This is a genomic window from Pseudoalteromonas sp. P1-16-1b (assembly GCF_001401785.1).
Taxonomy (GTDB): domain Bacteria; phylum Pseudomonadota; class Gammaproteobacteria; order Enterobacterales; family Alteromonadaceae; genus Pseudoalteromonas; species Pseudoalteromonas undina.
On sequence record NZ_LKGQ01000005.1, the window covers coordinates 36,892 to 62,165 of the forward strand.

Annotated in this window: 23 protein-coding genes; 14 read left to right on the forward strand and 9 right to left on the reverse strand. The window is 40.2% G+C overall.

Annotation, left to right across the window (positions count from 1 at the left end; all coding sequences use genetic code 11):
- Window positions 1-25 precede the first annotated feature (25 nt).
- From AN392_RS05455 to AN392_RS05465, 3 genes are all read right to left on the reverse strand, one after another.
- A complete protein-coding gene (locus AN392_RS05455; RefSeq protein ID WP_055012089.1) occupies window positions 26-442 on the reverse strand; it encodes a SufE family protein in 417 nt (138 codons plus the stop codon).
- A 12-nt stretch (window positions 443-454) separates the two neighbouring features.
- Window positions 455-1,681, reverse strand: coding sequence for an aminotransferase class V-fold PLP-dependent enzyme (locus AN392_RS05460; protein ID WP_055012090.1), 1,227 nt, complete (start codon window positions 1,679-1,681; stop codon window positions 455-457).
- Window positions 1,682-1,795: 114 nt separating this feature from the next.
- A complete protein-coding gene (locus tag AN392_RS05465) occupies window positions 1,796-3,082 on the reverse strand; it encodes a citrate synthase (RefSeq protein WP_010390127.1) in 1,287 nt (428 codons plus the stop codon).
- A 406-nt stretch (window positions 3,083-3,488) separates the two neighbouring features.
- Between AN392_RS05465 and sdhC the strand changes: the two genes are divergently transcribed.
- From sdhC to sucD, 8 genes are all read left to right on the forward strand, one after another.
- Entirely contained in the window at window positions 3,489-3,866 is a 378-nt protein-coding gene (sdhC, locus tag AN392_RS05470) for a succinate dehydrogenase, cytochrome b556 subunit (RefSeq protein WP_010390126.1), read from the forward strand.
- A complete protein-coding gene (sdhD, locus tag AN392_RS05475; RefSeq protein WP_055012091.1) occupies window positions 3,857-4,204 on the forward strand; it encodes a succinate dehydrogenase, hydrophobic membrane anchor protein in 348 nt (115 codons plus the stop codon). Before sdhC ends, sdhD begins: the two co-directional genes overlap by 10 nt.
- Window positions 4,205-5,977, forward strand: coding sequence for a succinate dehydrogenase flavoprotein subunit (gene sdhA / locus AN392_RS05480; protein WP_008112088.1), 1,773 nt, complete (start codon window positions 4,205-4,207; stop codon window positions 5,975-5,977).
- Window positions 5,978-5,987: 10 nt separating this feature from the next.
- Entirely contained in the window at window positions 5,988-6,704 is a 717-nt protein-coding gene (locus AN392_RS05485; RefSeq protein WP_010390121.1) for a succinate dehydrogenase iron-sulfur subunit, read from the forward strand.
- An 86-nt stretch (window positions 6,705-6,790) separates the two neighbouring features.
- A complete protein-coding gene (gene sucA / locus AN392_RS05490; protein ID WP_054200999.1) occupies window positions 6,791-9,610 on the forward strand; it encodes a 2-oxoglutarate dehydrogenase E1 component in 2,820 nt (939 codons plus the stop codon).
- A 3-nt stretch (window positions 9,611-9,613) separates the two neighbouring features.
- Window positions 9,614-11,131: a 2-oxoglutarate dehydrogenase complex dihydrolipoyllysine-residue succinyltransferase gene (odhB, locus tag AN392_RS05495; protein ID WP_008112094.1), complete on the forward strand. Its 1,518-nt coding sequence runs from the start codon at window positions 9,614-9,616 to the stop codon at window positions 11,129-11,131.
- Window positions 11,132-11,307: 176 nt separating this feature from the next.
- Window positions 11,308-12,474, forward strand: a complete 1,167-nt coding sequence (sucC, locus tag AN392_RS05500; protein ID WP_008464053.1) for an ADP-forming succinate--CoA ligase subunit beta — start codon at window positions 11,308-11,310, stop codon at window positions 12,472-12,474.
- A complete protein-coding gene (gene sucD / locus AN392_RS05505) occupies window positions 12,474-13,346 on the forward strand; it encodes a succinate--CoA ligase subunit alpha (RefSeq protein ID WP_008464054.1) in 873 nt (290 codons plus the stop codon). Before sucC ends, sucD begins: the two co-directional genes overlap by 1 nt.
- Before the next feature lie 66 nt (window positions 13,347-13,412).
- Here sucD and AN392_RS05510 read toward each other — a convergent pair whose 3' ends face one another.
- A complete protein-coding gene (locus tag AN392_RS05510) occupies window positions 13,413-14,483 on the reverse strand; it encodes a DUF3083 family protein (RefSeq protein ID WP_054200998.1) in 1,071 nt (356 codons plus the stop codon).
- Between the two features lie 216 nt (window positions 14,484-14,699).
- On the opposite strand from AN392_RS05510, the gene glnS reads away from it, so the two are divergent.
- Window positions 14,700-16,364 (forward strand): glutamine--tRNA ligase, encoded by a 1,665-nt coding sequence (gene glnS / locus AN392_RS05515; RefSeq protein ID WP_055012092.1) that lies wholly within the window; start codon window positions 14,700-14,702, stop codon window positions 16,362-16,364.
- Window positions 16,365-16,428: 64 nt separating this feature from the next.
- Here the strand turns inward: glnS and fur are convergent, their stop codons facing one another.
- The 5 genes from fur to AN392_RS05540 form a co-directional block, all read right to left on the reverse strand.
- Window positions 16,429-16,872, reverse strand: a complete 444-nt coding sequence (gene fur / locus AN392_RS05520) for a ferric iron uptake transcriptional regulator (protein WP_010390113.1) — start codon at window positions 16,870-16,872, stop codon at window positions 16,429-16,431.
- Window positions 16,873-17,053: 181 nt separating this feature from the next.
- Window positions 17,054-17,581, reverse strand: a complete 528-nt coding sequence (gene fldA / locus AN392_RS05525) for a flavodoxin FldA (RefSeq protein WP_008113772.1) — start codon at window positions 17,579-17,581, stop codon at window positions 17,054-17,056.
- A gap of 13 nt (window positions 17,582-17,594) precedes the next feature.
- Window positions 17,595-17,873 (reverse strand): LexA regulated protein, encoded by a 279-nt coding sequence (gene ybfE, locus AN392_RS05530; protein WP_008113775.1) that lies wholly within the window; start codon window positions 17,871-17,873, stop codon window positions 17,595-17,597.
- Window positions 17,874-17,875: 2 nt separating this feature from the next.
- A complete protein-coding gene (locus AN392_RS05535; RefSeq protein WP_008113777.1) occupies window positions 17,876-18,097 on the reverse strand; it encodes a DUF2788 domain-containing protein in 222 nt (73 codons plus the stop codon).
- A 95-nt stretch (window positions 18,098-18,192) separates the two neighbouring features.
- A complete protein-coding gene (locus AN392_RS05540) occupies window positions 18,193-18,960 on the reverse strand; it encodes an alpha/beta fold hydrolase (protein WP_010390111.1) in 768 nt (255 codons plus the stop codon).
- Between the two features lie 484 nt (window positions 18,961-19,444).
- Between AN392_RS05540 and seqA the strand changes: the two genes are divergently transcribed.
- The 5 genes from seqA (at window position 19,445) to AN392_RS05565 (ending at window position 25,268) form a co-directional block, all read left to right on the forward strand.
- Window positions 19,445-20,029: a replication initiation negative regulator SeqA gene (gene seqA, locus AN392_RS05545; RefSeq protein WP_010390110.1), complete on the forward strand. Its 585-nt coding sequence runs from the start codon at window positions 19,445-19,447 to the stop codon at window positions 20,027-20,029.
- 9 nt (window positions 20,030-20,038) lie between these two features.
- Window positions 20,039-21,676 carry a phosphoglucomutase (alpha-D-glucose-1,6-bisphosphate-dependent) gene (gene pgm / locus AN392_RS05550; protein WP_055012093.1) on the forward strand — a complete coding sequence of 546 codons (1,638 nt, stop codon included), beginning with the start codon at window positions 20,039-20,041 and terminating at the stop codon, window positions 21,674-21,676.
- An 82-nt stretch (window positions 21,677-21,758) separates the two neighbouring features.
- The gene (astE, locus tag AN392_RS05555; RefSeq protein ID WP_055012094.1) at window positions 21,759-22,811 is read left to right on the forward strand and encodes a succinylglutamate desuccinylase; all 1,053 of its coding nucleotides are present in this window, start codon (window positions 21,759-21,761) and stop codon (window positions 22,809-22,811) included.
- A 265-nt stretch (window positions 22,812-23,076) separates the two neighbouring features.
- Window positions 23,077-24,291: a thiamine pyrophosphate-dependent dehydrogenase E1 component subunit alpha gene (locus tag AN392_RS05560; protein ID WP_008466734.1), complete on the forward strand. Its 1,215-nt coding sequence runs from the start codon at window positions 23,077-23,079 to the stop codon at window positions 24,289-24,291.
- Window positions 24,291-25,268 carry an alpha-ketoacid dehydrogenase subunit beta gene (locus AN392_RS05565; RefSeq protein WP_055012095.1) on the forward strand — a complete coding sequence of 326 codons (978 nt, stop codon included), beginning with the start codon at window positions 24,291-24,293 and terminating at the stop codon, window positions 25,266-25,268. Before AN392_RS05560 ends, AN392_RS05565 begins: the two co-directional genes overlap by 1 nt.
- Window positions 25,269-25,274 lie beyond the last annotated feature (6 nt).

Below are 25,274 nucleotides of genomic sequence, written 5' to 3' on the forward strand. Positions count from 1 at the left end.
ACACATCATATTGTTAAAAAAGCGCTTAACGCGCTTTTTGTTTAGCTAAAGTTTGTATTTTTTCCACCATGGCGTTTATCCCATTGCCGCGAGAAGCGCTTAAGTGGCTAATTAAGCCGAGTTTTTCAAGTTCTTCATAGGCATTAACGCTTAATACCTCTTCAGGTGTCAAACCGTTATACAGCGCTAAAATTAACGCTAATAATCCTTTTACTATTCGCGTATCAGAATCACCAATCACAACCAATGCATTTTCTGTCAAATCAAACTCAACAAACATCCATACTTTACTTTCACAGCCTTGGACTAGCGCATCGTCGGTTTTTAGTATATCGGCTAACGGTGGTAGTGTTTTGCCAAGTAACATAATTTCACGATACTTCTGTTGCCAGCTTGTACTGTGTTCAATTTTTTTACTTACCAGTTGGTATGTGAGTGTCATTATTTATCCAATTTAGTCTAATAAAGCGATGCATTCTTTGAGTGCAGTAATAAAATGGTCTACATCTTTGGTCGTATTATAAAATGCAAAACTTGCTCTGAGTGAGCCATTTAGTTGCAAATGAGTCATTAATGGTTGGGTACAATGATGACCACTTCGTACTGCAATACCATAACCGTCAAGTAAAGTTGCCAGATCATACGGATGTTCATTTTTATAATTAAAGCATAATGTACCAATGTTCGATTTTAGGTCGCTATAGATGCAAATACCATCTATTTCCCTCAGTGCGTTTGCTGCATAAATAAACAGCTGTTGTTCATATTGCTTTAATGTTTGCTGATCAAGAGCCATTAAATACTCAAGCGCCGCACCAAAGCCTAAAACACCGGCTATATTTGGCGTCCCAGCTTCAAATTTAGCGGGAGCGTCACGATAAGTGCTTTGCGTTAGGGTCACTTTTTCAATCATTTCACCGCCTGTTTGGTAAGGCGATAATGCATTAAGTGCGCTGTAGCGGCCATATAAACCGCCTAATCCAGTTGGCCCCAGCATTTTGTGAGCTGAAAACACGTAGAAATCACAATTAAGCTTGATTAAATTAGGTCTTAAATGAAGGGCGCCTTGTGCGCCGTCGACTAAAGTTAGCGCATCTACAGCCTTCGCAGCAGTTATCAGCGGGGTTAAATCGGTAATATTGCCCAGCGCATTAGAGGCTTGTGTAATAGCTAGCAGCGCAGGCTTTGTGAGTTTAATCACGTCACAGCACTGGCTAATATCAAAGGTGGCATCGTCATTGAGTGGCAGCACTTTTAACGTTGCACCAGTGTATGCCGCGAGTTCTTGCCATGGCACAATATTCGCGTGGTGTTCGATTGGGCTAATTAAAATGGTGTCGTCTGTTGTTAATGTATTTCTTAGGCCATGTGCAACTAAGTTAATCGCCTCAGTGGCGCCTTTAGTCCAGACAATTTCATTACCGCTTACCTGAAAGTAATCAGCAACGCGTTGACGTACTTGCTCATAAGCCGCTGTAGCTTGCTCACTCAGCGTATGACGACCGCGGTGAACATTTGCATTCTGTGAGGTGTAAAACTGTGTGGTGGCGTCAATCACACATTGTGGCTTTTGTGTTGTTGCAGCTGAGTCTAAATAAACCAAAGGATTGCCATTGATTGTCTGATTTAAAGTAGGGAAATCATTACGGATTTTTTTAGGATCAAACGAGGACACAGACATAGGCTCTTAAAGTTAATCAATTCGGGCAGGAATTGTAATCTGTTTAATATAATTCTCAAGTAGCATGTAATAAAAAAGGCCGCAGAAGCGGCCTTTTAAAACTAACTTTAAAGCTTAGCGCTTGTCTGTAGCTTTATAATCACGTGTTGTTTCACCTGTGTAAAGCTGACGTGGACGGCTGATCTTGTGACCAGGCTGAGAAAGCATCTCGTCCCAGTGTGAGATCCAACCTACAGTACGTGCCATTGCAAAAATTACAGTGAACATACTTGTAGGAATACCAATCGCTTTTAAGATAATACCTGAGTAGAAATCTACGTTAGGGTAAAGTTTCTTCTCAACAAAGTAGGGGTCTTCAAGTGCAATTTGCTCAAGTTTCATTGCAATATCAAGCAATGGATCTTGAATATTAAGCTCTGCTAAAACTTCATGACATGTTTGACGCATTACTGTTGCGCGTGGGTCGAAGTTTTTGTAAACACGGTGACCAAAGCCCATAAGACGGAAAGGGTCCGCTTTATCTTTTGCTTTTGCTACATATTCGTCGATGCGATCAACTGAACCAATTTCTTCTAACATGTTTAAACATGCTTCGTTAGCGCCGCCGTGAGCAGGGCCCCAAAGTGATGCAATACCCGCAGCAATACATGCATAAGGGTTAGCACCAGAAGAACCAGCTAAACGAACAGTTGACGTTGAAGCATTCTGTTCGTGGTCAGCATGAAGCATAAAGATTTTATCCATTGCTTTAGCTGTTACTGGGTTCACTTTGTATTCTTCAGCAGGTACAGAGAACATCATGTGTAAGAAGTTTTCTGCATAGCTTAAATCATTGCGTGGATATACAAACGGTTGACCGATGTTTGTTTTGTATGCCATTGCCGCAATTGTTGGTAATTTAGCAACTAATTTAATAGCGCTTGTCTTACGTTGAACTGCATCAGTGATATCAAGATCTTCATGGTAAAAAGAAGATAATGCACCAACCACACCACATAGCATTGCCATTGGGTGTGCATCAAAACGGAAACCTTGGAAGAAGTTTGCGATTTTTTCATCTAGCATTGTGCTACGAGTGATTTTTGTAGCAAAATCATCGTATTGCTCTTTAGTTGGTAACTCACCGTTTAATAGTAAGTAACATAACTCAACGTAGTTAGAGCTCTCTGCTAACTGCTCGATCGGGTAACCACGGTGTAATAAAACACCTTTACCACCATCGATGTAAGTGATGGTAGATTCACAAGAACCAGTCGACATGAAACCTGGGTCATAAGTAAAGTGACCATGTGAGCCGAGTGTACGTACATCAATTACATCTTGGCCAGCAGTACCTTGATAAATTGGAAGTTCGATTGGATCTAGCCCATCAATATGGACTGTGGCTTTCTTATCTGCCATCTATGTATCTCCTATTAAGATAACTATTCTGATTTTTATATTCTAAAATCTATTCTAAGCACATCTTTACATTTTAACGTGAAAGAGGGGTATAAAGTCAATTTTTATAAGTATTATGCACATATGTATAATAAATATTCGGTATAGATTGAATATTATACCATTGGCTAATTCGCAAACGACTCAAAGTAAACAAGAATTGTAAAAGAGTCTCCGGCTATATATACTAACGGAGGTTTTTAACCGATTTGTATTTGGGTAAACTTTTTTTTACATAATATTTTTCATAAAAAGTGAACTTTATTAGTATTAATACGTTTATTTTGATAGTTCCACCAGAAACATTTGGTGGGTTTTAGAAAAACAAGTAGATGAGCCCCACTGCGGGCAAGATGGGCAAGTAACTGTGAAAAAGCAAAGACCTGTAAATCTAGATCTAACAACTATATCTATGCCGGCAACGGCTAAAGCTTCAATTTTTCACCGCGTCACCGGTGTTGCATTATTTTTTGCTTTAACGTTTGTCATTTGGGCTTGGTCAGAGTCTCTTTCTTCAGCTGAAGGTTTTGAATTCGTCAAGGGTCTGTTTAACGGATTCATTGCCAAATTTATAGCTTGGGGCACCCTTTCTGTATTGGGTTATCACCTTATCGGTGGTATCCGTCACATCATTATGGATATGGGGCATTGGGAAGAACTTGAATCAGGCAACACTAGCGCTAAAATTGCAATGGCACTTGGCGTTGTGTTTGCTGTATTGGCAGGGGTGTGGATATGGTCTTAAATCAAGCAACTCTTAAACGTGATGGTGTACAAGATTTTGTATCTCTACGCACAACGGCATTAATAATCAGTGCATATGCAATTTTTATTATTGGCTATTTTTTAGCAATGCCAGAAGTCACATATGACGCCTGGACAGGCCTATTCTCTAACCTAGCAATGAAAGGGGCGACATTAATCACCCTAGTTTGCATTATGGTTCATACCCGTATCGGCCTTTGGCAGGTTCTAACCGACTATGTAAAGGGCGCTAAATTGCGTGCTTTCTTAGGCTTTGTACTAAACCTAATGGCTGTCGCTTACGTAGCTGTAGGTTTAATCGTTTTATGGGGTGTTTAAGTGAAATATTCTGTTCGTGAATTTGACGCCGTAGTAATTGGTGCCGGTGGTGCAGGTATGCGCGCTGCTCTTGCTATTACTGAATCTGGCAAAACATGTGCACTAATCTCTAAAGTTTTTCCGACACGCTCACACACTGTATCTGCTCAAGGTGGTATTACAGTAGCGCTAGGTAATTCGCATGAAGATAACTGGGAATGGCATATGTATGATACCGTTAAAGGTTCCGATTTTATCGGTGACCAAGACGCTATCGAATACATGTGTAATACAGGCCCTGAAGCTATTACTGAATTAGAAAACATGGGCTTACCATTTTCTCGTTTTGAAAATGGCCGTGTTTACCAACGTCCTTTCGGTGGTCAATCGAAAAACTTTGGTGGTGAACAAGCTGCACGTACCGCAGCAGCTGCTGACCGTACTGGTCACGCATTATTACACCTTCTTTATCAACAAAACGTTAAAAATAAAACAAATGTATTTTCTGAATGGTATGCACTTGATTTAGTTAAAAACGATAATGGCGATGTAGTAGGTTGTACAGCGATTGAAATTGAAACAGGTGAAATCACTTTCTTCAAATCAAAAGCAGTTGTGTTAGCTACCGGTGGTGCAGGTCGTATTTTCGCATCAACAACTAATGCTCACATTAACACTGGTGACGGTGTTGGTATGGCGACTCGTGCTGGTATTTCTATGCAAGACATGGAAATGTGGCAATTCCATCCGACAGGTATTGCAGGTGCTGGTACGCTAGTAACTGAAGGTTGTCGTGGTGAAGGTGGTTATCTTTTAAATAAAGATGGCGAACGCTTCATGGAACGCTATGCACCAAACGCTAAAGATTTAGCATCTCGTGACGTTGTTGCCCGTTCAATGATGACAGAGATTCGTGAAGGTCGTGGTTGTGATGGTCCTTGGGGTCCTCACCTTAAGTTGAAACTTGACCACTTAGGCGAAGAAACGCTTAACTTACGTCTTCCAGGTGTATGCGACCTTGCTAAAACATTTGCTCACGTTGATCCTGCAAAAGAACCAATTCCAGTTATCCCAACATGTCACTACATGATGGGTGGTGTGCCAACTAACGTAAATGGTCAAGTACTTAATATCGATGCCGCTGGTAACGAAAAAGTAGTACAAGGTTTATTTGCTGTTGGTGAGATTGCATGTGTATCTGTTCACGGTGCTAACCGCTTAGGTGGTAACTCATTACTTGATTTAGTTGTATTTGGCCGTGCTGCTGGTAATTTCTTAGGTAAATACCTAAATGACGTTGAAATTTCTAAAGCGGCTTCTGAGTCTGATTTAGAAGCGTCTTTAGCTCGCTTTAATCGTTGGGAAAGCTCAACAGTTGGTCAAGGCGAAGACCCAGTACAAATCAAGAAAGACCTACAACAGTGTATGCAGCTTAACTTCTCGGTATTCCGTGAAGGTGACTCAATGGCAACTGGTCTTACTGAGCTTAAAGAAATTCGTGAACGCTTACAGCATGCACGTCTTGATGATAAATCATCAGACTTCAACACCATGCGTATTGAATGTTTAGAATTAGACAACTTAATGGAAACAGCTTACTCAACTGCAGTAGCTGCAAACTTCCGTACTGAAAGCCGTGGTGCACACTCTCGCTTTGACTTCCCAGATCGTGATGACGAAAACTGGTTATGTCACTCAGTATTTAATCCGGTAACGGATGAAATGAGCAAGCGTAAAGTAAACTACGAGCCTAAGCTACGTGAAGCATTCCCACCTAAAGCACGTACCTACTAGGAGCGAGACGATGGCACAAGTACAATTTTCAGTTTATCGTTACAATCCGGATGTTGACAACGCACCTCGTATGCAAGAATACACTTTGCAAACTGAGGAAGGCCAAGACATGATGGTATTGGATGCACTTTTATTATTAAAAGAGCAAGATCCTACATTATCATTCCGTCGTTCATGCCGTGAAGGCGTGTGTGGTTCAGACGGTGTAAACATGAATGGTAAGAACGGCTTAGCATGTATTACTCCTTTATCTACGCTACAAAAAAATGGCAAAGGTAAAATCGTAGTACGTCCATTACCGGGACTTCCTGTTGTTCGTGACCTTGTTATTGACATGAGTCAGTTCTACACTCAATACGAAAAAGTAAAACCGTATCTAATAAATGACGAGCCTGCTGCAGGCGAACGTCTTCAATCTATTGAAGAGCGTGATAAATTAGATGGGCTTTATGAGTGTATTTTATGTGCATGTTGTTCTACATCGTGTCCTTCTTTCTGGTGGAATCCAGATAAGTTTATAGGTCCAGCAGGCCTTCTTCATGCTTACCGTTTCTTAGCTGATAGCCGAGATACTGCAACAGAAGAGCGTTTAGCTGACTTAGACGATGCATTCAGTGTGTTCCGTTGCCACAGTATCATGAACTGTGTTAGCGTTTGTCCTAAGGGTCTTAACCCGACTAAAGCAATTGGGCAAATAAAATCTATGTTATTAAACCGCTCGGTTTAATTTATAGTAGACGAAAGATGGCTAATATTTATTAGCCATCTTGTTATATAACTATTAATTTCTGCGCTAAAAAAAAGGGCTTATAAATGCACGAAGGTGTGATGAAGGCATGGCTAGAATCTTCACATTTAAACGGCGGTAACGTTGCTTATGTTGAAGAGCTTTATGAAGCGTATTTAGACGATGCGACTTCGGTGCCAGAAGAATGGCGAGAAGTGTTCGAACAATTACCAAAAGTTGATGGTGTGGATGTTGAAGTAAAACATTCAGAAGTTCGTTCACAATTTGCGGCGCTTGCTAAAAACAAGCATAGAGAAGTAGTGGTAGCAGAGGGCAGTGGCGGCGACCTTAAACAGGTTAAAGTTCTGCAACTTATTAATGCTTTCCGTTTTCGTGGACACCAAAATGCAAACCTAGATCCACTAGGTATTTGGCAACGAGAACGTGTACGAGATTTAGAGCTAGAATACCACGACTTATCAAATGCTGACTTTGACCGCGAATTTAACGTAGGATCGTTTGCCGTAGGCCGCGATACTATGCCTTTAGGTGAGTTATACCAAGCACTAAAAACTACTTATTGTGGTTCTATTGGCGCAGAGTATATGCACATCACATCAACAGAAGAAAAACGTTGGTTACAACAGCGTTTAGAGTCTGTTCAGTCTAGGCCACAATTCGATAAAAATGAAAAGCTACGTATCCTTAAAGGATTGACAGCGGCTGATGGTCTTGAAAAATATTTAGGGGCTAAGTTCCCGGGTGCTAAGCGTTTCTCACTTGAAGGTGGCGATGCGTTAGTTCCTATGCTTAAAGAGCTTATACACCGCGCGGGTGAAAGTGGCCAAAAAGAAGCCGTAATCGGCATGGCTCACCGCGGACGCTTGAACGTACTTGTGAATGTGCTTGGTAAAAATCCATCAGAATTATTTGATGAATTTGCTGGTAAACACAAAGATACTTTAAGCTCTGGTGATGTTAAGTATCACATGGGTTACTCTTCAGATTTCGCGACCAAAGGTGGCAATGTGCATATGGCACTTGCGTTTAACCCATCGCACTTAGAAATCGTTAATCCTGTGGTTATGGGGTCTGTGCGCGCACGTCTTGATCGTCTAAACGACAAAACTGGCAGCAAAGCACTTCCTATTACTATTCACGGCGACTCTGCAATCGCAGGTCAGGGTGTAGTACAAGAAACGTTTAACTTATCACAAACTAATGCATTTAGTTGTGGTGGTAGCATTCGTATTGTTGTTAATAACCAAGTTGGTTTTACTACAAGCAAGCAAGACGATGTTCGCTCTACTGATTACTGTACTGATATTGCAAAAATGGTTCAATCACCAATCTTCCACGTAAACTCTGATGATCCTGAAGCGGTTGCGTTTGTTACGCAGTTAGCGCTTGATTTTAGAAACCAGTTTAAACGTGACGTTGTGATTGACCTTGTTTGTTACCGTCGCCATGGTCATAACGAAGCTGATGAGCCTAATGCTACACAGCCTGTTATGTATCAAAAGATTAAAAAACACCCAGTTCCTCGCTTGATCTATGCAGATCAGTTAATTTCGGAAGGTTCTTTCACAGAAAACGAAGTGAAAGCACTTGCTGATGATTATCGTAATGGCTTAGACGATGGCAACTGTGTAGTTGAAGAAATTCAACCAGAAACTTCACATTCTTCTGATTGGGCTAAATACGTTGGCCATGATTGGAATGTTGACTACGACGCGAGCGTTTCTGTAGAGAAACTTAAAGAGCTCGGTAATATTGTCGCAAGCTACCCTGAAGACCACAAAGCGCAATCTCGTGTTAAGAAAATATACGATGATCGTAAAGCTATGGCAGCCGGTGAAAAAGCACTTGATTGGGGTATGGCAGAGACTTTAGCGTATGCAACTATTGCAGCTGAAGGCACTGATATTCGCCTAACAGGTCAAGACTCTGGCCGTGGTACCTTCTTCCATCGTCATGCCGTTGTTCACGGTCAACAAGACGGTGCAACATACTTACCACTGCAAAACATTAGTGAAGATCAAGGTACGTTTGAAGTATTTGATTCGGTGCTATCTGAAGAAGCGGTATTAGCATTTGAATATGGTTATGCAACAGCAGAGCCGACCTCACTTGTTTTATGGGAAGCGCAATTTGGTGATTTCGCCAATGGTGCACAAGTTGTTTTTGATCAATTCTTAAGTTCAGGTGAGCAAAAGTGGGGTCGTTTATGTGGCCTGACATGTTTGCTACCACATGGTTATGAAGGCCAAGGTCCTGAGCATAGCTCTGCACGTCTTGAGCGCTTTTTACAGCTGTGTGCTGATCATAATATGCAAGTATGTGTACCATCTACACCGGCACAAGTTTATGCAATGCTGCGTCGTCAATCGGTTAGACCTCTTCGTCGCCCATTGATTGTTATGACGCCAAAATCATTGCTTCGTCACCCATTAGCTACATCATCGCTTGAAGAACTATCAGAGGGCGTATTCCACAATGTGATCGATGAAATTGATGATATTGATGCTAAGAAAGTAGAACGTGTTGTATTTTGTAGTGGTAAAGTTTACTACGAATTATTACAAGAGCGTCGTAAACTTGAGCAAGACAACATTGCTATTGTTCGTGTTGAACAGCTATACCCGTTCCCACATGACGAAATGAAGACGATTATTGAACGTTATCAGCATGTTACTGATTTTGTATGGTGTCAGGAAGAGCCGCAAAACCAAGGTGCTTGGTATTGTTCTCAACATCACTTTATTGATGCAATTCCACAAGATGCAAAATTAAAATATGCTGGTCGTAAAGCTTCAGCATCACCTGCATGTGGTTATATGTCAGTACATACTAAAGAACAACAAGCGCTCGTTGCCGACGCGCTTACTATAGAAAAGAAAGGATAAGCAATGAGCACAGAGATTAAAGTTCCTGTTCTTCCTGAGTCGGTTGCAGATGCTTCCGTTGCTACATGGCATGTAAGTGTTGGCGACAAAGTAAGCCGTGACCAAAACTTAGTAGATATTGAAACAGACAAAGTGGTTTTAGAAGTAGTTGCACAAAACGATGGTGTAATCACTGAAATTTCACAAGAAGAGGGTGCTACGGTACTTGGCGACCAAGTGATCGGTTTAATTGGCGATGCAGATGAAGCACCGGCAACTAAAGAGTCAAAAGAAGATGACTCAGCATCAGATAAATCAGAAGACGCGCCTGCGGCGCAATCAGCACCAGCATCAGAAGGTAAAGAAGTGGATATTAAAGTACCTGTACTTCCAGAATCAGTTGCAGATGCAACAATTGCTACTTGGCATGTTCAACCAGGTGACGCGGTAACACGCGACCAAAACTTGGTAGATATTGAAACAGATAAAGTTGTACTTGAAGTTGTTGCCCAAGAAGACGGCGTTATGGGTGAAATAATCCATGACGAAGGCGATACCGTTCTTGGTGAGCAAGTAATTGGTAAGGTAAAAGCAGGCGCTGCACCAGCTAAATCTGAAGCTAAAGCGGATGCACCAGCAGCCAAAGAAGAAAGCTCAAGCGATAGTTCAGATGTGTTAACGCCATCAGTGCGTCGTTTAATTGCTGAGAAAGGCCTTGATGCTTCAAAAATAAAAGGTTCAGGTAAAAATGGCCGTGTGACTAAAGAAGATGTAGATCAATTCTTAAAAGCACCTGCTCCAGCAGCAAAAGCAGAAGCAGCACCAGCAGCACCAATGGGTGACCGTACTCAAAAACGTGTGCCTATGACACGTTTACGTAAAACGATTGCTAATCGTCTTCTTGAAGCGAAAAATTCAACTGCAATGTTAACAACGTTTAACGAAGTTAATATGAAACCAATTATGGATCTTCGTAAGCAGTACCAAGAAGTATTTGAAAAGCGTCACGGTATCCGTTTAGGCTTCATGTCTTTCTATGTGAAAGCGGTAACTGAAGCGTTAAAGCGTTTCCCAGATGTAAATGCATCAATTGATGGTGATGATATTGTTTATCACAACTATTTCGACATCAGTATTGCTGTTTCTACGCCACGCGGCCTAGTAACGCCAGTACTTAAAGATTGTGACAAATTATCAGTTGCAGAAATCGAAAAAGGTATTCGTGAACTAGCTCTTAAAGGTCGTGATGGCAAGCTAACACTTGACGACATGACTGGCGGTAATTTCACTATTACTAACGGTGGTGTATTCGGCTCATTACTATCAACACCAATCATTAACTTACCGCAGTCTTCAATCTTAGGTATGCACAAAATCCAAGATCGTCCAATGGCTGTTAATGGTAAAGTTGAAATCTTACCTATGATGTATTTAGCGTTATCTTACGATCATCGCCAAATCGATGGTAAAGAATCAGTTGGTTTCTTAGTAACAATTAAAGAGTTACTTGAAGATCCAACACGTTTACTGCTAGATGTTTAATTAAGTAGTATGAAATATAAGCTGTGAGTTAAAATCACAGCTTTTTTTTTGCGCCTAAGGTCATACTGGGGTTTTCATGTAGCGCCATGAGATCTATACTAGGCACGCAATTTGGGATAGTTGTTTATTTGCATAAATATTCAGCTCTTTTAATATAAAAAATTGGATAAAGCATCATGAATTTGCATGAGTATCAGGCAAAACAACTTTTTGCCGAATATGGTTTACCAGTTTCTCAAGGTTTCGCTTGCGATACACCTGAAGAAGCTGCAGCAGCTGCTGAAAAAATTGGCGGCGATATGTGGGTTGTTAAAACTCAGGTTCACGCAGGTGGACGTGGTAAAGCTGGCGGTGTAAAGCTAGTTAAAACTATCGACGAAGTTAAAGCGTTTGCAGCTAACTGGTTAGGTAAAAACCTAGTTACTTACCAAACAGACGAGAAAGGCCAGCCAGTTGCTAAAATTTTAGTAGAAAGCTGTACAGATATCGCAAACGAACTGTACCTAGGTGCTGTTGTTGACCGTGCTTCTCGTAAAGTTGTGTTCATGGCGTCTACTGAAGGCGGCGTTGAAATTGAAACTGTTGCTGAAGAAACACCAGAACTTATCCACAAAGCTGAGATTGATCCTTTAGTAGGTCCTCAAGCTTACCAAGCTCGTGAGCTTGGTTTTAAATTGGGTCTTAACCCAACACAAATGAAACAGTTCGTTAAGATCTTTATGGGTCTTGGCAACATGTTCAACGATTTCGATTTCGCATTACTTGAAATCAACCCACTAGTAATCACAGATGAAGGTAACCTTCACTGTCTAGATGGTAAAATTGGTATCGATGGTAATGCACTTTACCGTCAACCTAAAATCCGTGAAATGCACGATCCATCTCAAGAAGATGCACGTGAAGCTCACGCAGCAAGCTTCGAGCTTAACTACGTAGCCCTAGATGGTAACGTAGGTTGTATGGTTAACGGTGCAGGCCTAGCAATGGGTACTATGGACATCGTAAACCTACACGGTGGCAAGCCAGCTAACTTCCTAGATGTTGGTGGCGGCGCGACTAAAGAACGTGTTTCTGAAGCATTCAAAATCATCCTTTCAGATGACAACGTTAAAGCTGTTTTAGTTAACATCTTCGGCGGAATCGTTCGTTGTGACATGATTGCTGAAGGCATCATTGGCGCAGTTAAAGAAGTAGGTGTAACAGTTCCAGTAGTTGTACGTTTAGAAGGTACTAATGCTGAATTAGGCCGTGAAGTACTTGCTAAGTCTGATCTTAACATCATCGCTGCTGAATCATTAACAGACGCGGCTGAAAAAGTTGTTGCTGCTGCGGAGGGCAAATAATGTCTGTATTAATCAATAAAGATACAAAAGTTATCTGTCAAGGTTTCACTGGTGGTCAAGGTACTTTCCACTCAGAGCAAGCGCTTGAGTACGGTACACAAATGGTTGGTGGTGTAAGCCCAGGTAAAGGCGGTCAAACGCACCTTGGTCTTCCAGTATTTAACACAGTACGTGACGCTGTAGAAGCAACAGGTGCAACTGCATCTGTGATTTACGTACCAGCACCTTTCTGTAAAGATGCAATCTTAGAAGCTATCGATGCTGGTATCGAGCTGATTGTTTGTATCACTGAAGGTATTCCTACACTTGATATGGTTGACGTTAAAGTTAAACTAGATCAAACAGGTACTCGTATGATCGGTCCAAACTGTCCAGGTGTTATCACTCCTGGTGAGACTAAGATTGGTATCATGCCTGGTCACATCCACAAGCCTGGTAAAGTAGGTATTGTTTCTCGTTCTGGTACGTTAACGTACGAAGCAGTTAAGCAAACTACAGATGCTGGTTTTGGTCAGTCTTCTTGTGTTGGTATTGGTGGTGATCCAATTCCTGGTACTAACTTTATCGACGTTCTAGAATTGTTCGAAAAAGATCCACAAACTGAAGCAATCGTAATGATTGGTGAAATTGGTGGTACTGCAGAAGAAGAAGCTGCAGAGTACATCAAAGCTAACGTTACTAAACCTGTTGTTTCTTACATTGCTGGTGTTACTGCACCAGAAGGTAAGCGTATGGGTCACGCTGGCGCAATCATCGCTGGTGGTAAAGGTACTGCTGATGAGAAATTTGCTGCATTAGAAGCTGCGGGCGTAAAAACTGTACGTTCACTTGCTGAAATCGGTAAAGCACTAAAAGAAAAAACAGGCTGGTAATCAGCGTTTATTCTTTAAAAAAGGCTCGCAATTGCGAGCCTTTTTGTTATCTAGAGTTCAGATTAATTAATATGGGTAACTTATATGCTGAAAAAAGCGCACAGATAAATCTTGGCGTTGCTTATTAATTGCTAACTCCTCACATAAGCCATGTATGGCTTTTTCAACTTGATTCATAAAACGACCATAGCCAATTTCATGTTTATTATGCTCAGCTGCAACAATGACAAAATGCAGTGTTTCGACTAATTTATCGGCTTCAAAAAATACTTTTATTTGCGGGGTTGAGTCTTCTATATCAAAACTTATTTTTTGTAGCTCTTCATTTCCTTCATTTCTATCGACTTGGCTGTTGCGTATTATTGGCATTGCGCCATTAGCAACCATTGCAGCGTGGGTGAGTTTATTGTCTTCACATAACTGGGTAAATAGTTTTGAAAAGTGGGTGTAGAACGGCTGATAAGTTTGGCTGTTAATCTCACTTTGAAACTGCGTTTTAATATTACGAGTTATCGGTATCGAAAAAGTGACATAGGTCATTTCTGCGTGTGTGCTTGGTATCTCGCATTGTCTTGATTGATAACGAGGATATAAACTTCTTAATTTATAACCGTAACTTTCTTTATTGCCTTTTTCTTTAGCGAATAAATCATAGGTCAAATGCTGATGATCACGCAATTTAAAGCTCGGTTGCTCTACAAATAATTGCTGTTGTAAAAGATCCAATACTTTTTGTACATTATTATGAAATTGGGCGGAGTGAGCGCGAATATCATCCCCAGTGGCTAAAAACAGTAAGCGAATCTTTTTGCTTTGCTGATCTTCGGTGTAATGAAGTTTATGTGCTTCATGGTAACGAGGATTATAGAAAAACAACATTTGCTTATCGGTTTCAAGTTGATAAGACTCATCATGAAATCGCACGACCGGCAGTTTATCATTGGCGAGTAAATGCACATTGTGAAGTTCATATTCATCACAAGCGGCAAATAGTTGGCGAGCAATACGCTGATAACACGCATTAATATTACTAAAGCTCTTATAAAACTCATCGTTTGGCGTGATTTCAGCTAATAAATAATGGTTTGCTCTAGCATTGCTTGGGATATAAACACGGTGTTGATTTAATGAAGCCATCTTTCGTTCCTGTAAGTTGGGTTTATTTTTATACTATAGAATGCTTTGATGACTTAAATATTGCGCTAAAACAAATTTTGTTCATAAACTATCCCTTATTAAACAAACTTTGCTAATTACCAGCATAAACCCGTATCTATTACTGTATGTTACGCTTGGTTTTTGTAATAATGCATTAGTTTTGTTATCACGCAATATACAGAGGTTTATACTCCTATGGCGGAAATCGAGAATCGCCCAAGTAACTTTATTAGAACCCGAATTGATGAAGATTTAGCAAGTGGAAAACATGCCACAACGCATACCCGTTTTCCACCAGAACCAAATGGCTTTTTACATATTGGCCATGCAAAATCAATTTGCCTAAATTTTGGTATCGCCAAAGACTATAACGGTTTATGTAACCTTCGTTTTGACGATACAAACCCAGAAAAAGAAGATATTAACTACGTTAATTCAATTAAAGAAGACGTACAGTGGTTAGGGTTTAATTGGGATGGTGAGATTAAATATTCGTCAAACTATTTTGATGTGCTTTACGGCTATGCAGTTGAGTTAATTGAAAAAGGTTTAGCGTATGTGTGTTTTTTAACTGCCGATCAAGCACGTGAATACCGTGGCACATTAAAAGAGCCAGGTAAGAATAGCCCTTATCGCGATACTTCGATTGAAGAAAACCTCGCATTATTTGAAAAGATGCGTAATGGCGAATTTAAAGAAGGTGAATGTGTTCTACGTGCTAAAATTGATATGGCCAGCTCATTTATGGTGCTGCGCGATCCAATTATTTACCGCGTTCGTTTTGCACATCATCACCAAACAGATGATAAATGGTGCATTTACCCAATGTACGACTTCACGCATTGTATTTCTGATGCGCTAGAAGGTATAACACATTCATTATGTACCTTAGAATTCCAAGATAACCGTCGTCTTTACGACTGGGTTCTTGATAATATCAGCCTTGAGTGCCACCCACAGCAAATTGAATTTTCACGGTTAAACCTTGAATACACAATTATGTCAAAGCGTAAGCTTAATGACTTAGTGGTAAATAACAAGGTAGAAGGGTGGGATGACCCGCGTATGCCAACGATTGCGGGTCTTCGTCGTCGAGGTTATACACCGGCTTCAATTCGTGAGTTTTGTTTACGTATTGGTATTACTAAACAAGAAAATATGGTTGAAATGGGTATGCTTGAAGCGTGTATCCGTGATGATTTAAACGAAAATGCACCGCGTGCGATGGCTGTACTTGATCCGGTTAAAATCGTGATTGAGAATTATGAAGCCGACACTGTTGAAACATTGTCAGTTGCTAATCACCCAAATAAAGAAGAAATGGGTCGTCGTGATGTGCCTTTTACCCGTGAAATTTTTATTGAACGTGAAGATTTCCGCGAAGAAGCAAACAATAAGTTCAAACGTTTAGTACTTGATAAAGAAGTACGCTTACGTGGCGCTTATGTAATTAAAGCAGAGCGTGTTGAAAAAGACGATAACGGTGAAATTACCACTATTTACTGTACTTACGATCCTGAAACATTAGGTAAAAACCCAAGCGATGGGCGTAAAGTAAAAGGGGTGATCCATTGGGTATCTGCACCAGAGTCGGTAACAGCAGAAGTGCGTTTATATGACCGTCTGTTTAGTGTGCCTAACCCTGCAGCAGCAGAAGATTTTGAAAGCACATTAAACCCAGAGTCGTTAGTTGTTATTAATAATGCAAAACTAGAACCTTCACTGGCAAATTCACAGCCTGAGCAAGGTTTCCAGTTTGAGCGTACTGGTTACTTCTCTCGTGATAGTAAATCTGAGAATGTGGTATTTAATCAAACTGTGGGTCTGCGCGACTCATGGGCTAAAATAGATCAGAAGTAATTCTGTTCTATTTTAGACACAAAAAAACCTGCTTTTAGCAGGTTTTTTATGCAATTAATAAAAATTAACTGTTGTTTTGTGCAAACGCCTTACATGCGTCTTTATCTTCACACTCACCGTATAGGTAAAGAGAGTGGTTAGTTAGCTTAATACCGTTTTCTTCAGCAATCTCGAGTTGACGACGTTCAATTAAGTCATCTTCAAACTCAACAACCTTGCCACACTTTAAACACACTAAGTGGTCATGGTGAGTACTGCCAGAAAGTTCAAATACAGACTTGCCACCTTCAAAATGATGACGGCTAACAATACCCGCATCATCAAATTGATTTAAAACACGGTAAACAGTCGCAAGACCAATTTCTTCGCCTAGATCTAATAAAACCTTGTAAACATCTTCAGCGCTTATGTGTTGGTTATCTGGAGATTGAAGAATCTCTAAAATTTTAATACGCGGTAAAGTTACCTTTAGCCCGGCTTTTTTAAGTTCCAAGTTATGATCAGTCATTAAATCTGTCTCAATTTTATTTAGTTATACTAGACATCTTGCAAGATGTACTCGTCACAATAACAGTTAGGATAACGTGCCTTTGCAGGAAGTGCAAAGAACAATTGATCTATATCAATATTAACGCGGAAAATGCTAACTGTTTGATAATATTTTAAACAGTTAGCATAAAAAGGGAGGGTTAATCTGCTAACTCACTTAAGCACATTTCATCATATACCTGAGCACACCATTGTTTAACGCGTTGCTCAGTCAATTCAGGCTGGCGGTCTTCATCAATACCTAAGCCAACGAAATGCTTGTCATCCGCCATACCTTTTGATGCTTCAAAATCATAGCTGTCAGTTGGCCAATGACCAACAACAATAGCACCACGCTCTGTTACGATATCGTTGATCATACCCATTGCATCTAAGAAGTATTCTGCATAGTCTTCTTGGTCGCCACAGCCAAAAATAGCCACTAGCTTACCTTCAAAGCTTACTTCTTCAAGCTCAGGAAAAAAGTCATCCCAATCACACTGCGCTTCGCCATAGTACCAAGTTGGAATGCCGAATAAGATCAGATCAAATTCAGCTATCTCTTCTTTAGAGCTTTTTGCAATGTCATGCACAGCAACGAGCTTTTTACCCAATTCTTTTTGGATCATTTTAGCTACGTGTTCTGTGTTACCTGTATCACTTCCGAAAAAAATGCCTACACTTGCCATGGATTTAAACCTTTTATCTATCAATAGCCAATCTTTCTTGTAAAATTGTTTCGATCAACGCACTACGGCTAATATTTTGTGCATCTGCCATATCACTCAAAGCTTGATACAGCTGTGACGAAACTTTAAATTCAACACGCTTTAAGCCACGTGCTTTATCTCTTTTTATTTGATTACGTTTATTGACCTTTAACTGCATATCCCGTGGAAGGGGATTGGTTTTCGGCCTACCTGGACGTTTCTCGTATTCAAATAAATCAAGCGTTGTTCTATCTGTTTCTGACTTGGCCATGCTTAACCTACACCCGCACCTTGCCAAAATACCTGAATAAGTCCTTTGGCAATAAAGCCAGAACAACCTAAAAAAAGTACCAGCCACACAATATAACGACCAAATTTAGGCACATTGCCGCTTTTCAGTACGTCTTTAATTGCCAAGCCGATAAAAATAAAAATACCTGCTAAGCCAAAATACAACCCTAAGGTATCAAATTCGTTAATAAACTGACTGACCATCGACGTATAACCTTTAAATTAAACGGCGCGTACTATAGCACATAAATCTTTAATTATTTAGTGTGATAAATCAAAAACACGCCACAAAAATAACATTAAACTGCAGTTAAAAAATCATTGATTGCTTTGTTTACAGCCTGTGGTTTTTGGGCATGCAACCAATGACCCGCACCATGGATGATTTTTGCACTTACATTTTTAAACAGCGAATTAATTGCTTCACGGTGCTCAGCTAATATGTAGTCAGAGTCATTACCTTTAATAAACAGAGTTTCGCATAAACAAGAATTATTTGCATTAATGTTGTCGGTAATTGTTGAATATTTATTATCAAGCACTGATAAATTGAATCGCCATACAAATTTCCCTGCATCATTTTTATATAAACTCTTCAATAAAAACTGACGTACTCCTAACTCTTCTATATACGGTTGCATTACTAAATCAGCTTGCTTTCTATCACTAATATCGGCATTTTTTACTGCATTTAATGCCTCAATGATTTGGGTATGACGAGCCGGGTAGCTAACTGGGGCGATATCAAGTACCACTAATTTATTGACCAATTCGCTATGGGTTAATGCAACTTGCATTGCCACTTTACCGCCCATGGAATGCCCTACAAGGTGGGCTTTTTGTATTTTCAATTTCGCCATTAATTCCACAATGTCATTGGCCATGGCTAGGTAATCCATTTCATCACTGTGTGGGGAAAGGCCATGGTTACGTAAATCGACATTGGTTACGCAAAAGTGTTCACTTAATGGTTTTGCAATCACATTAAGGTTTTCTAATGAGCCAAACAGTCCATGGATCAAAACAACATCAGGACCTTGACCAATTTGTTTGTAATTTAATTGCATAAACGTCTCCCATAATTTTGCGCATAGTTTGCCGAGCATTAACTAAAAAAGCAAAAAATACAGATATTATTTAAACGCTGGATGCAAAATACCTAGCTCTCTGATTATTTGGTCATTATTAATTATATGTTTAGGGTAGCGTGGGTTGTAACTCGCATTTCTAACTGGATTGGGTATATACCCAAACCATCACAAGATACAGAATTCAGCGTTTCACCGGGGCTTAATATCAAGGCGTTAGTTTGCAACAATGGCAATCCCTTTTAAAAATTAACAACGATGAGAGTAAGTTCCTGTTAAACGCCCAGAGGGTTGGTTTAAAAGCGATTTATACTGCGTTATTGGTTTTAGCAATAGAATGACTATTGTTTGCAATCAATGCCTTGCCTAAATTGCTTTTAATTCCAACTGAAACTCGCATCTTGAGGTGATTTGGGTATAATCATATCGAAAGAAAAATGTTACCCGTAATGACAGGAAGAACATGAAACAAATCGACATAGACGACGAGTTATATCAGTACATTGCTAGCAATACCCAGAGTATTGGTGAAAGTGCATCGACTATTTTACGTCGTTTATTAAATCTCAGCGGCGAAAAAATTCACACTACAAAATCAGACACTGATCATAAAAATGAAACTGTTAGTGTGTCTAATCCATCTGAAGAACAACAAGTTGCTGCCGTTGAACAGCCAGCCTCTGTGGCGAAACCGCCGGTAAATAAAAAGAATGCGAACGTATTTAATATTTTAAATAAAGAAGAGCTGGCAATGCAAAAAGGTGTTGTTGGTCGTTTCTTATTTATATTAAGTGCATTTTACCGAACGCACAAAACTGACTTTTCAGCAGTGCTTGATATCAAAGGCCGCGATCGTGTTTATTTTGCGACCAGTAAAGAAGACTTAGTGAATAGCGGTAGTAGTATGAACCCTAAAAACATCACCGATAGTGAATATTGGGTGATGACTAATTCAAATACGACACGTAAAAAAATGATGCTGCATGAAGTTGCACTTAGCTTGGGCTATAGCAATGAGCAAGCTGAAAAAATTCGTGATTATCTTTAAGGAAATACCATGGCAATTCATTCCGGCGCAGGGAAAACTGCACCACAATCGGTTTTAGTGAATGTACCAAAGTTAGTGTCTGCGTATTATTTAAATGAGCCTGATCTAGAGCAAAACCCTGAGCATTGTGTTGCCTTTGGCACCTCAGGGCACCGTGGTTGTGCGTATGATGTGAAATTTAATGAATCCCACATATTATCAATCACCCAAGCTATTTGTGATTACAGAAAACAAAACGATATATTCGGCCCATTATTTTTGGGTAAAGACACCCACGCATTAAGCGAAGCGGCCTTTAACTCAGCAATAGAAGTACTCGTTGCTAACGAAGTGCAAGTGATCACCCAAGAAAATGGCGACTTCACACCAACACCAGTAATTAGCCACGCTATTGTTAGTTATAATAAAAATCACCCAAATGAATTGGCCGATGGCATTGTCGTTACTCCGTCTCATAATCCTCCTGAAGATGGCGGGTTCAAATATAACCCACCTAATGGCGGTCCTGCAGATACAGATGTAACAAAATGGATTGAAGATAGAGCCAATCAGCTTTTAATGGAAGACTTAGTTGAAGTAGAACTGTTTCCATTTGCTAAAGCGTCGCGTTCTGGTTTTATCCGCTATGAAGATTTAATGACACCGTACATCAATGATCTTGAAAACATTGTTAATTTAAAAGCGATTAGTGATGCTGGTATTAAAGTAGGTATCGATCCATTAGGTGGTTCAGGCATCAACTTTTGGCCAGTGATTGCTAAAAAATATAATCTAGATTTAACCGTTGTAAATGATAGTGTTGATCCGCGTTTTGCATTTATGCCACTTGATAAAGATGGCAAAATTCGTATGGATTGCTCATCACCTTATTCAATGGCGAATTTAATTGCCCTTAAAGATGATTTTGATCTATCGATAGGCAATGACCCTGATTATGACCGTCATGGCATAGTAACACCTGATGGATTAATGAATCCAAATCACTTTTTAGCAGTAGCAATTGATTATTTACTAACGCATCGTGACTGGGATGCCGGTGTTGAAATTGGTAAAACCCTCGTTTCTAGCTCAATGATTGATAAAGTCACTGAGCGTAATAAGCGTAAAGTAAAAGAAGTACCCGTTGGTTTTAAATGGTTTGTTGAGGGGTTAAATAAAGGCAAGTTGGCTTTTGGTGGTGAAGAAAGCGCTGGGGCAGCCTTCTTACGTTTTGATGGCACCGTGTGGTGTACAGACAAAGATGGCTTTATCATGGGGCTACTTGCTGCTGAAATTCTTGCAGTTACAGGTAAAACACCGTCTACGTTATATAAAGAACTAGAGCAAGAATTTGGTGCACCAATTTATAAACGTTTAGATGCGCCAGCGACGCCTGAGCAAAAATCACGTTTAAAAGCGCTCAGTGCTGACGATGTTAAAGCCGATACCTTAGCCGGTGAGCCAATTATGCAGAAACTTACTCATGCGCCAGGTAATAATGCAGCAATTGGTGGTTTAAAAGTAGTAACTGAAAGTGGCTGGTTTGCTGCTCGTCCGTCAGGTACTGAAGATATATATAAAATATATCTAGAATCATTTAAAGGCGAAGAGCATTTAGCCTTATTAGAAAAAGAAGCTAAAAAACTGGTTGATTCAGTAATTAGCTAATCTGCAATTAAAATTAAAAACGGCTGATTTATTCAGCCGTTTTTGTATCTACAATTTATAAAACAAAAAGGGCTTTATAGTGATGTCAGCCACTTCAGAATATATTAATCAATTAAAACAAGATGGTGATTTTTTAACGCTTTCTCGAAACCATGAATGGCATTTGGATGCAGGCCAATTTACCCTTAGTAATAATACGCAAGTAACCGTGCATGATACCGGTGTAATTGAATTTGAGCCTGATTGTATAACGTCAAAGAATGTGGTGCTTTCAAGTGCAATTCATGGCAATGAAACAGCCCCAATAGAAATTTGCGATGAACTGATTAAACACATTATTAGTGGAAAACTTGAATTACAACAACGGGTTTTATTTATTTTTGGTAACCCTCAGTCAATTAATATTGGTAAACGCTTTGTAGAAGAGAACTTAAATCGCTTATTTAATGGGCACCACACTGTTGATGGTATCGCGATGAACGACGAACGTGTTCGTGCTGCAAAACTTGAACAGTACGTTAGCGATTTTTATGCACGCTCAGAGCAGGGCACATATCGCTGTCATTATGATTTACATACCGCTATTCGTGGCTCAAAAAATGAGAAGTTTGCTGTTTACCCATTTTTACATGGCAAGCCGTGGAAAAAGTCGCAACTGCAGTTTTTATTGAGTTGCGGAGTAAATACGGTATTAATGATGAAATCACCGGCTACCACGTTTAGCTACTATTCATCGTTTGTGCATGGGGCTGATTCGTTTACCGTTGAGCTTGGCCAGGTAAAACCTTTTGGTGAAAACGACATGTCGCGCTTTGCAAAAACTAAGCAAACATTAACTGCATTAATTAGTCAAAAAGAAGTGGAATACCCTAAATTTAATGCAAGTGACTTTGAGTTGTTTTCTGTTCATCGCACAATTAACCGCACAGAGCAAAACTTTAGCTTCCCGTTTTCTGATGATGCCGAGAACTTTACAGGCTTTGCAAAGGGTGAGCTTTTAGCAACTGATGGTGATAATGCAATTTATGCGGACGTAGAAGGGGAAGCGATTATTTTTCCTAACGCACAAGTTGCTATTGGACAACGTGCACTATTAACGGTTGTGCCTATGCAGGTGGATAGTCGTTTTAGATAATTCAACACATCAGACCACTTGTTATGAAAGTTTAACCAACTGATTAATAAGTGGTTAATTATATGTATAGTTAACTTGCCAGTTTTTTGCTCAATATTTACTTTTGTTTGGTCACAGTTTTGTTGAATAACACTTTACGTTAACGTAAAGTGTTGGCAGCTTTAATTAAATACAGTGCAGATGTTGCAAAGTTTATTCAGCAACAATCACCCATAATAATAATTTAAAGGGGCACTGTGATACCGACAACAAGAGAAGGTAGGTTATGAGTAATCCCAATAACGTATCGCTGAATATTAACCATGAGCTTGAGTTTATCGACGGTCACGCGCTTAATATTCCAACCCTTAGTATTTTAACTGAGGACGGCGACATTCATCCTAGTGCTCCTGCACCTGACATTTCTAAACAAACCGCTATTAAATTATACGAAACCATGCGTTTTATTCGTTTATTGGATGAACGTATGCAGGGTGCTCAACGCCAAGGCCGTGTTAGCTTTTACATGCAGTGTTTAGGTGAAGAAGCGGCGGTAACAGCCTCTGCGGCAGCCCTTGATCAAGATGATATGATTATGGCGCAATACCGTGAGCAAGCGGCGTTGCACTACCGTGGTTTTACGCTTGACCAATTTATGAATCAGATGTTTTCTAACGAACTAGATCTTGGTAAAGGCCGTCAAATGCCGATCCATTACGGTTCTAAAGCACTTAACTACATGACAATTTCATCGCCATTAGGAACTCAAATCCCACAGGCCACCGGTTATGCATACGGTCAAAAAGTAAAACATATCGATGCTAAAACAGGTGAACTAGCAAGCACTATTGATAACGTCACCATTTGTTATTTTGGTGAAGGTGCCGCTTCAGAAGGTGATTTTCACGCAGGTCTTAACATGGCTGCAGTGCACAAGGCACCGGTTATCTTTTTTGCACGTAACAATGGTTATGCTATTTCTACCCCAGCTGATGAACAATTTAAAGGTGATGGTATTGCATCGCGTGGCGTAGGGTATGGTATTAAAACCATACGTGTTGATGGCAGCGATGCACTCGCTGTTTATGCAGCAACTAAAAAAGCCCGAGAAATTGCAGCAACCCAAGGTGAACCTGTACTTATTGAATCGATAGCTTATCGTTTAGGCGCGCACTCAACGTCAGATGATCCTAGTGGCTACCGTTCAAAAGATGAAGAAGCAAACTATAAAGCGTGCCCAATAGAGCGCTTTAGAAAATGGCTAGTAAAACAAAACTGGTTAGATGACGCAGAAGATATAAAAGCGAAAGAAACAATTCGTGATGATATTTTGGCGGCACTTAAACGCGCTGAAGTAATTGATAAACCAGCCTTAGAAGAGCTGATTTCTGATGTGTACGATACACCAATTCCATCTTTACAACGCCAATATGATGAGCTTAAAACACATATAAAAGCCCATCCTGATGCCTACCCAACAACAGCAGGGAGAATTAAGTAATGGCTAAAATGAACATGCTACATGCAATTAATTCTGCTTTAGATATCACTATGAATGAGCACCCTCAAGCGTGTATTTTTGGTGAAGACGTTGGTTATTTTGGCGGTGTTTTTAGAGCAACATCAGGCTTACAAGAAAAATACGGTAAGCACCGAGTATTCAACACGCCGCTTACAGAGCAAGGCATTTTAGGTTTTGCTAACGGATTGGCCGCATTTGGTGCACCAGCGCTTGCTGAGATTCAATTTGCTGATTACATCTTTCCTGCGTTTGATCAAATTGTAAATGAATCTGCTAAGTTTCGCTACCGTAGCGGTAATGAATTTAACGTAGGTAATCTAACAATACGAACACCTTACGGTGGCGGTATTGCTGGTGGTTTGTATCACTCGCAATCACCAGAAGCATATTTTGCTCATACGCCAGGGTTAAAAATTGTCGTGCCGCGTAATCCTTATCAAGCTAAAGGCTTACTACGCGCATGTATTAAAGACGATAACCCAGTGCTATTTTTTGAGCCAAAACGCTTATATCGCGCATCTACGGGTGAAGTGCCAGAAGAAGATTACAGCATTGAACTAGGCAAAGCCGAAGTGGTTCAAGAGGGCACTGACGTTACTTTATTGGCGTGGGGGGCACAAATGGAAATTGTAGAAGCAGCTGCTAAACAAGCCAGAGAACAAGGTATAAGCTGTGAGGTAATTGACCTTCGCAGTATTCTACCATGGGATGTTGAAACGATTGCTAAGTCAGTGACAAAAACAGGCCGGCTTATTGTTAGTCATGAAGCGCCTATTACCAATGGTTTTGGCGCCGAAATTGCGGCAACCATCGCTCAAGAGTGTTTCTTGCATTTAGAGTCACCTATTTTACGTGTATGTGGTTTAGATACACCATACCCGCTGGCGCTTGAAAAAGAATATGTTCCAGATGCATTGAAAGTAATGGCCGCAATTAAACAATCAGTGAACTTTTAGGGGTTT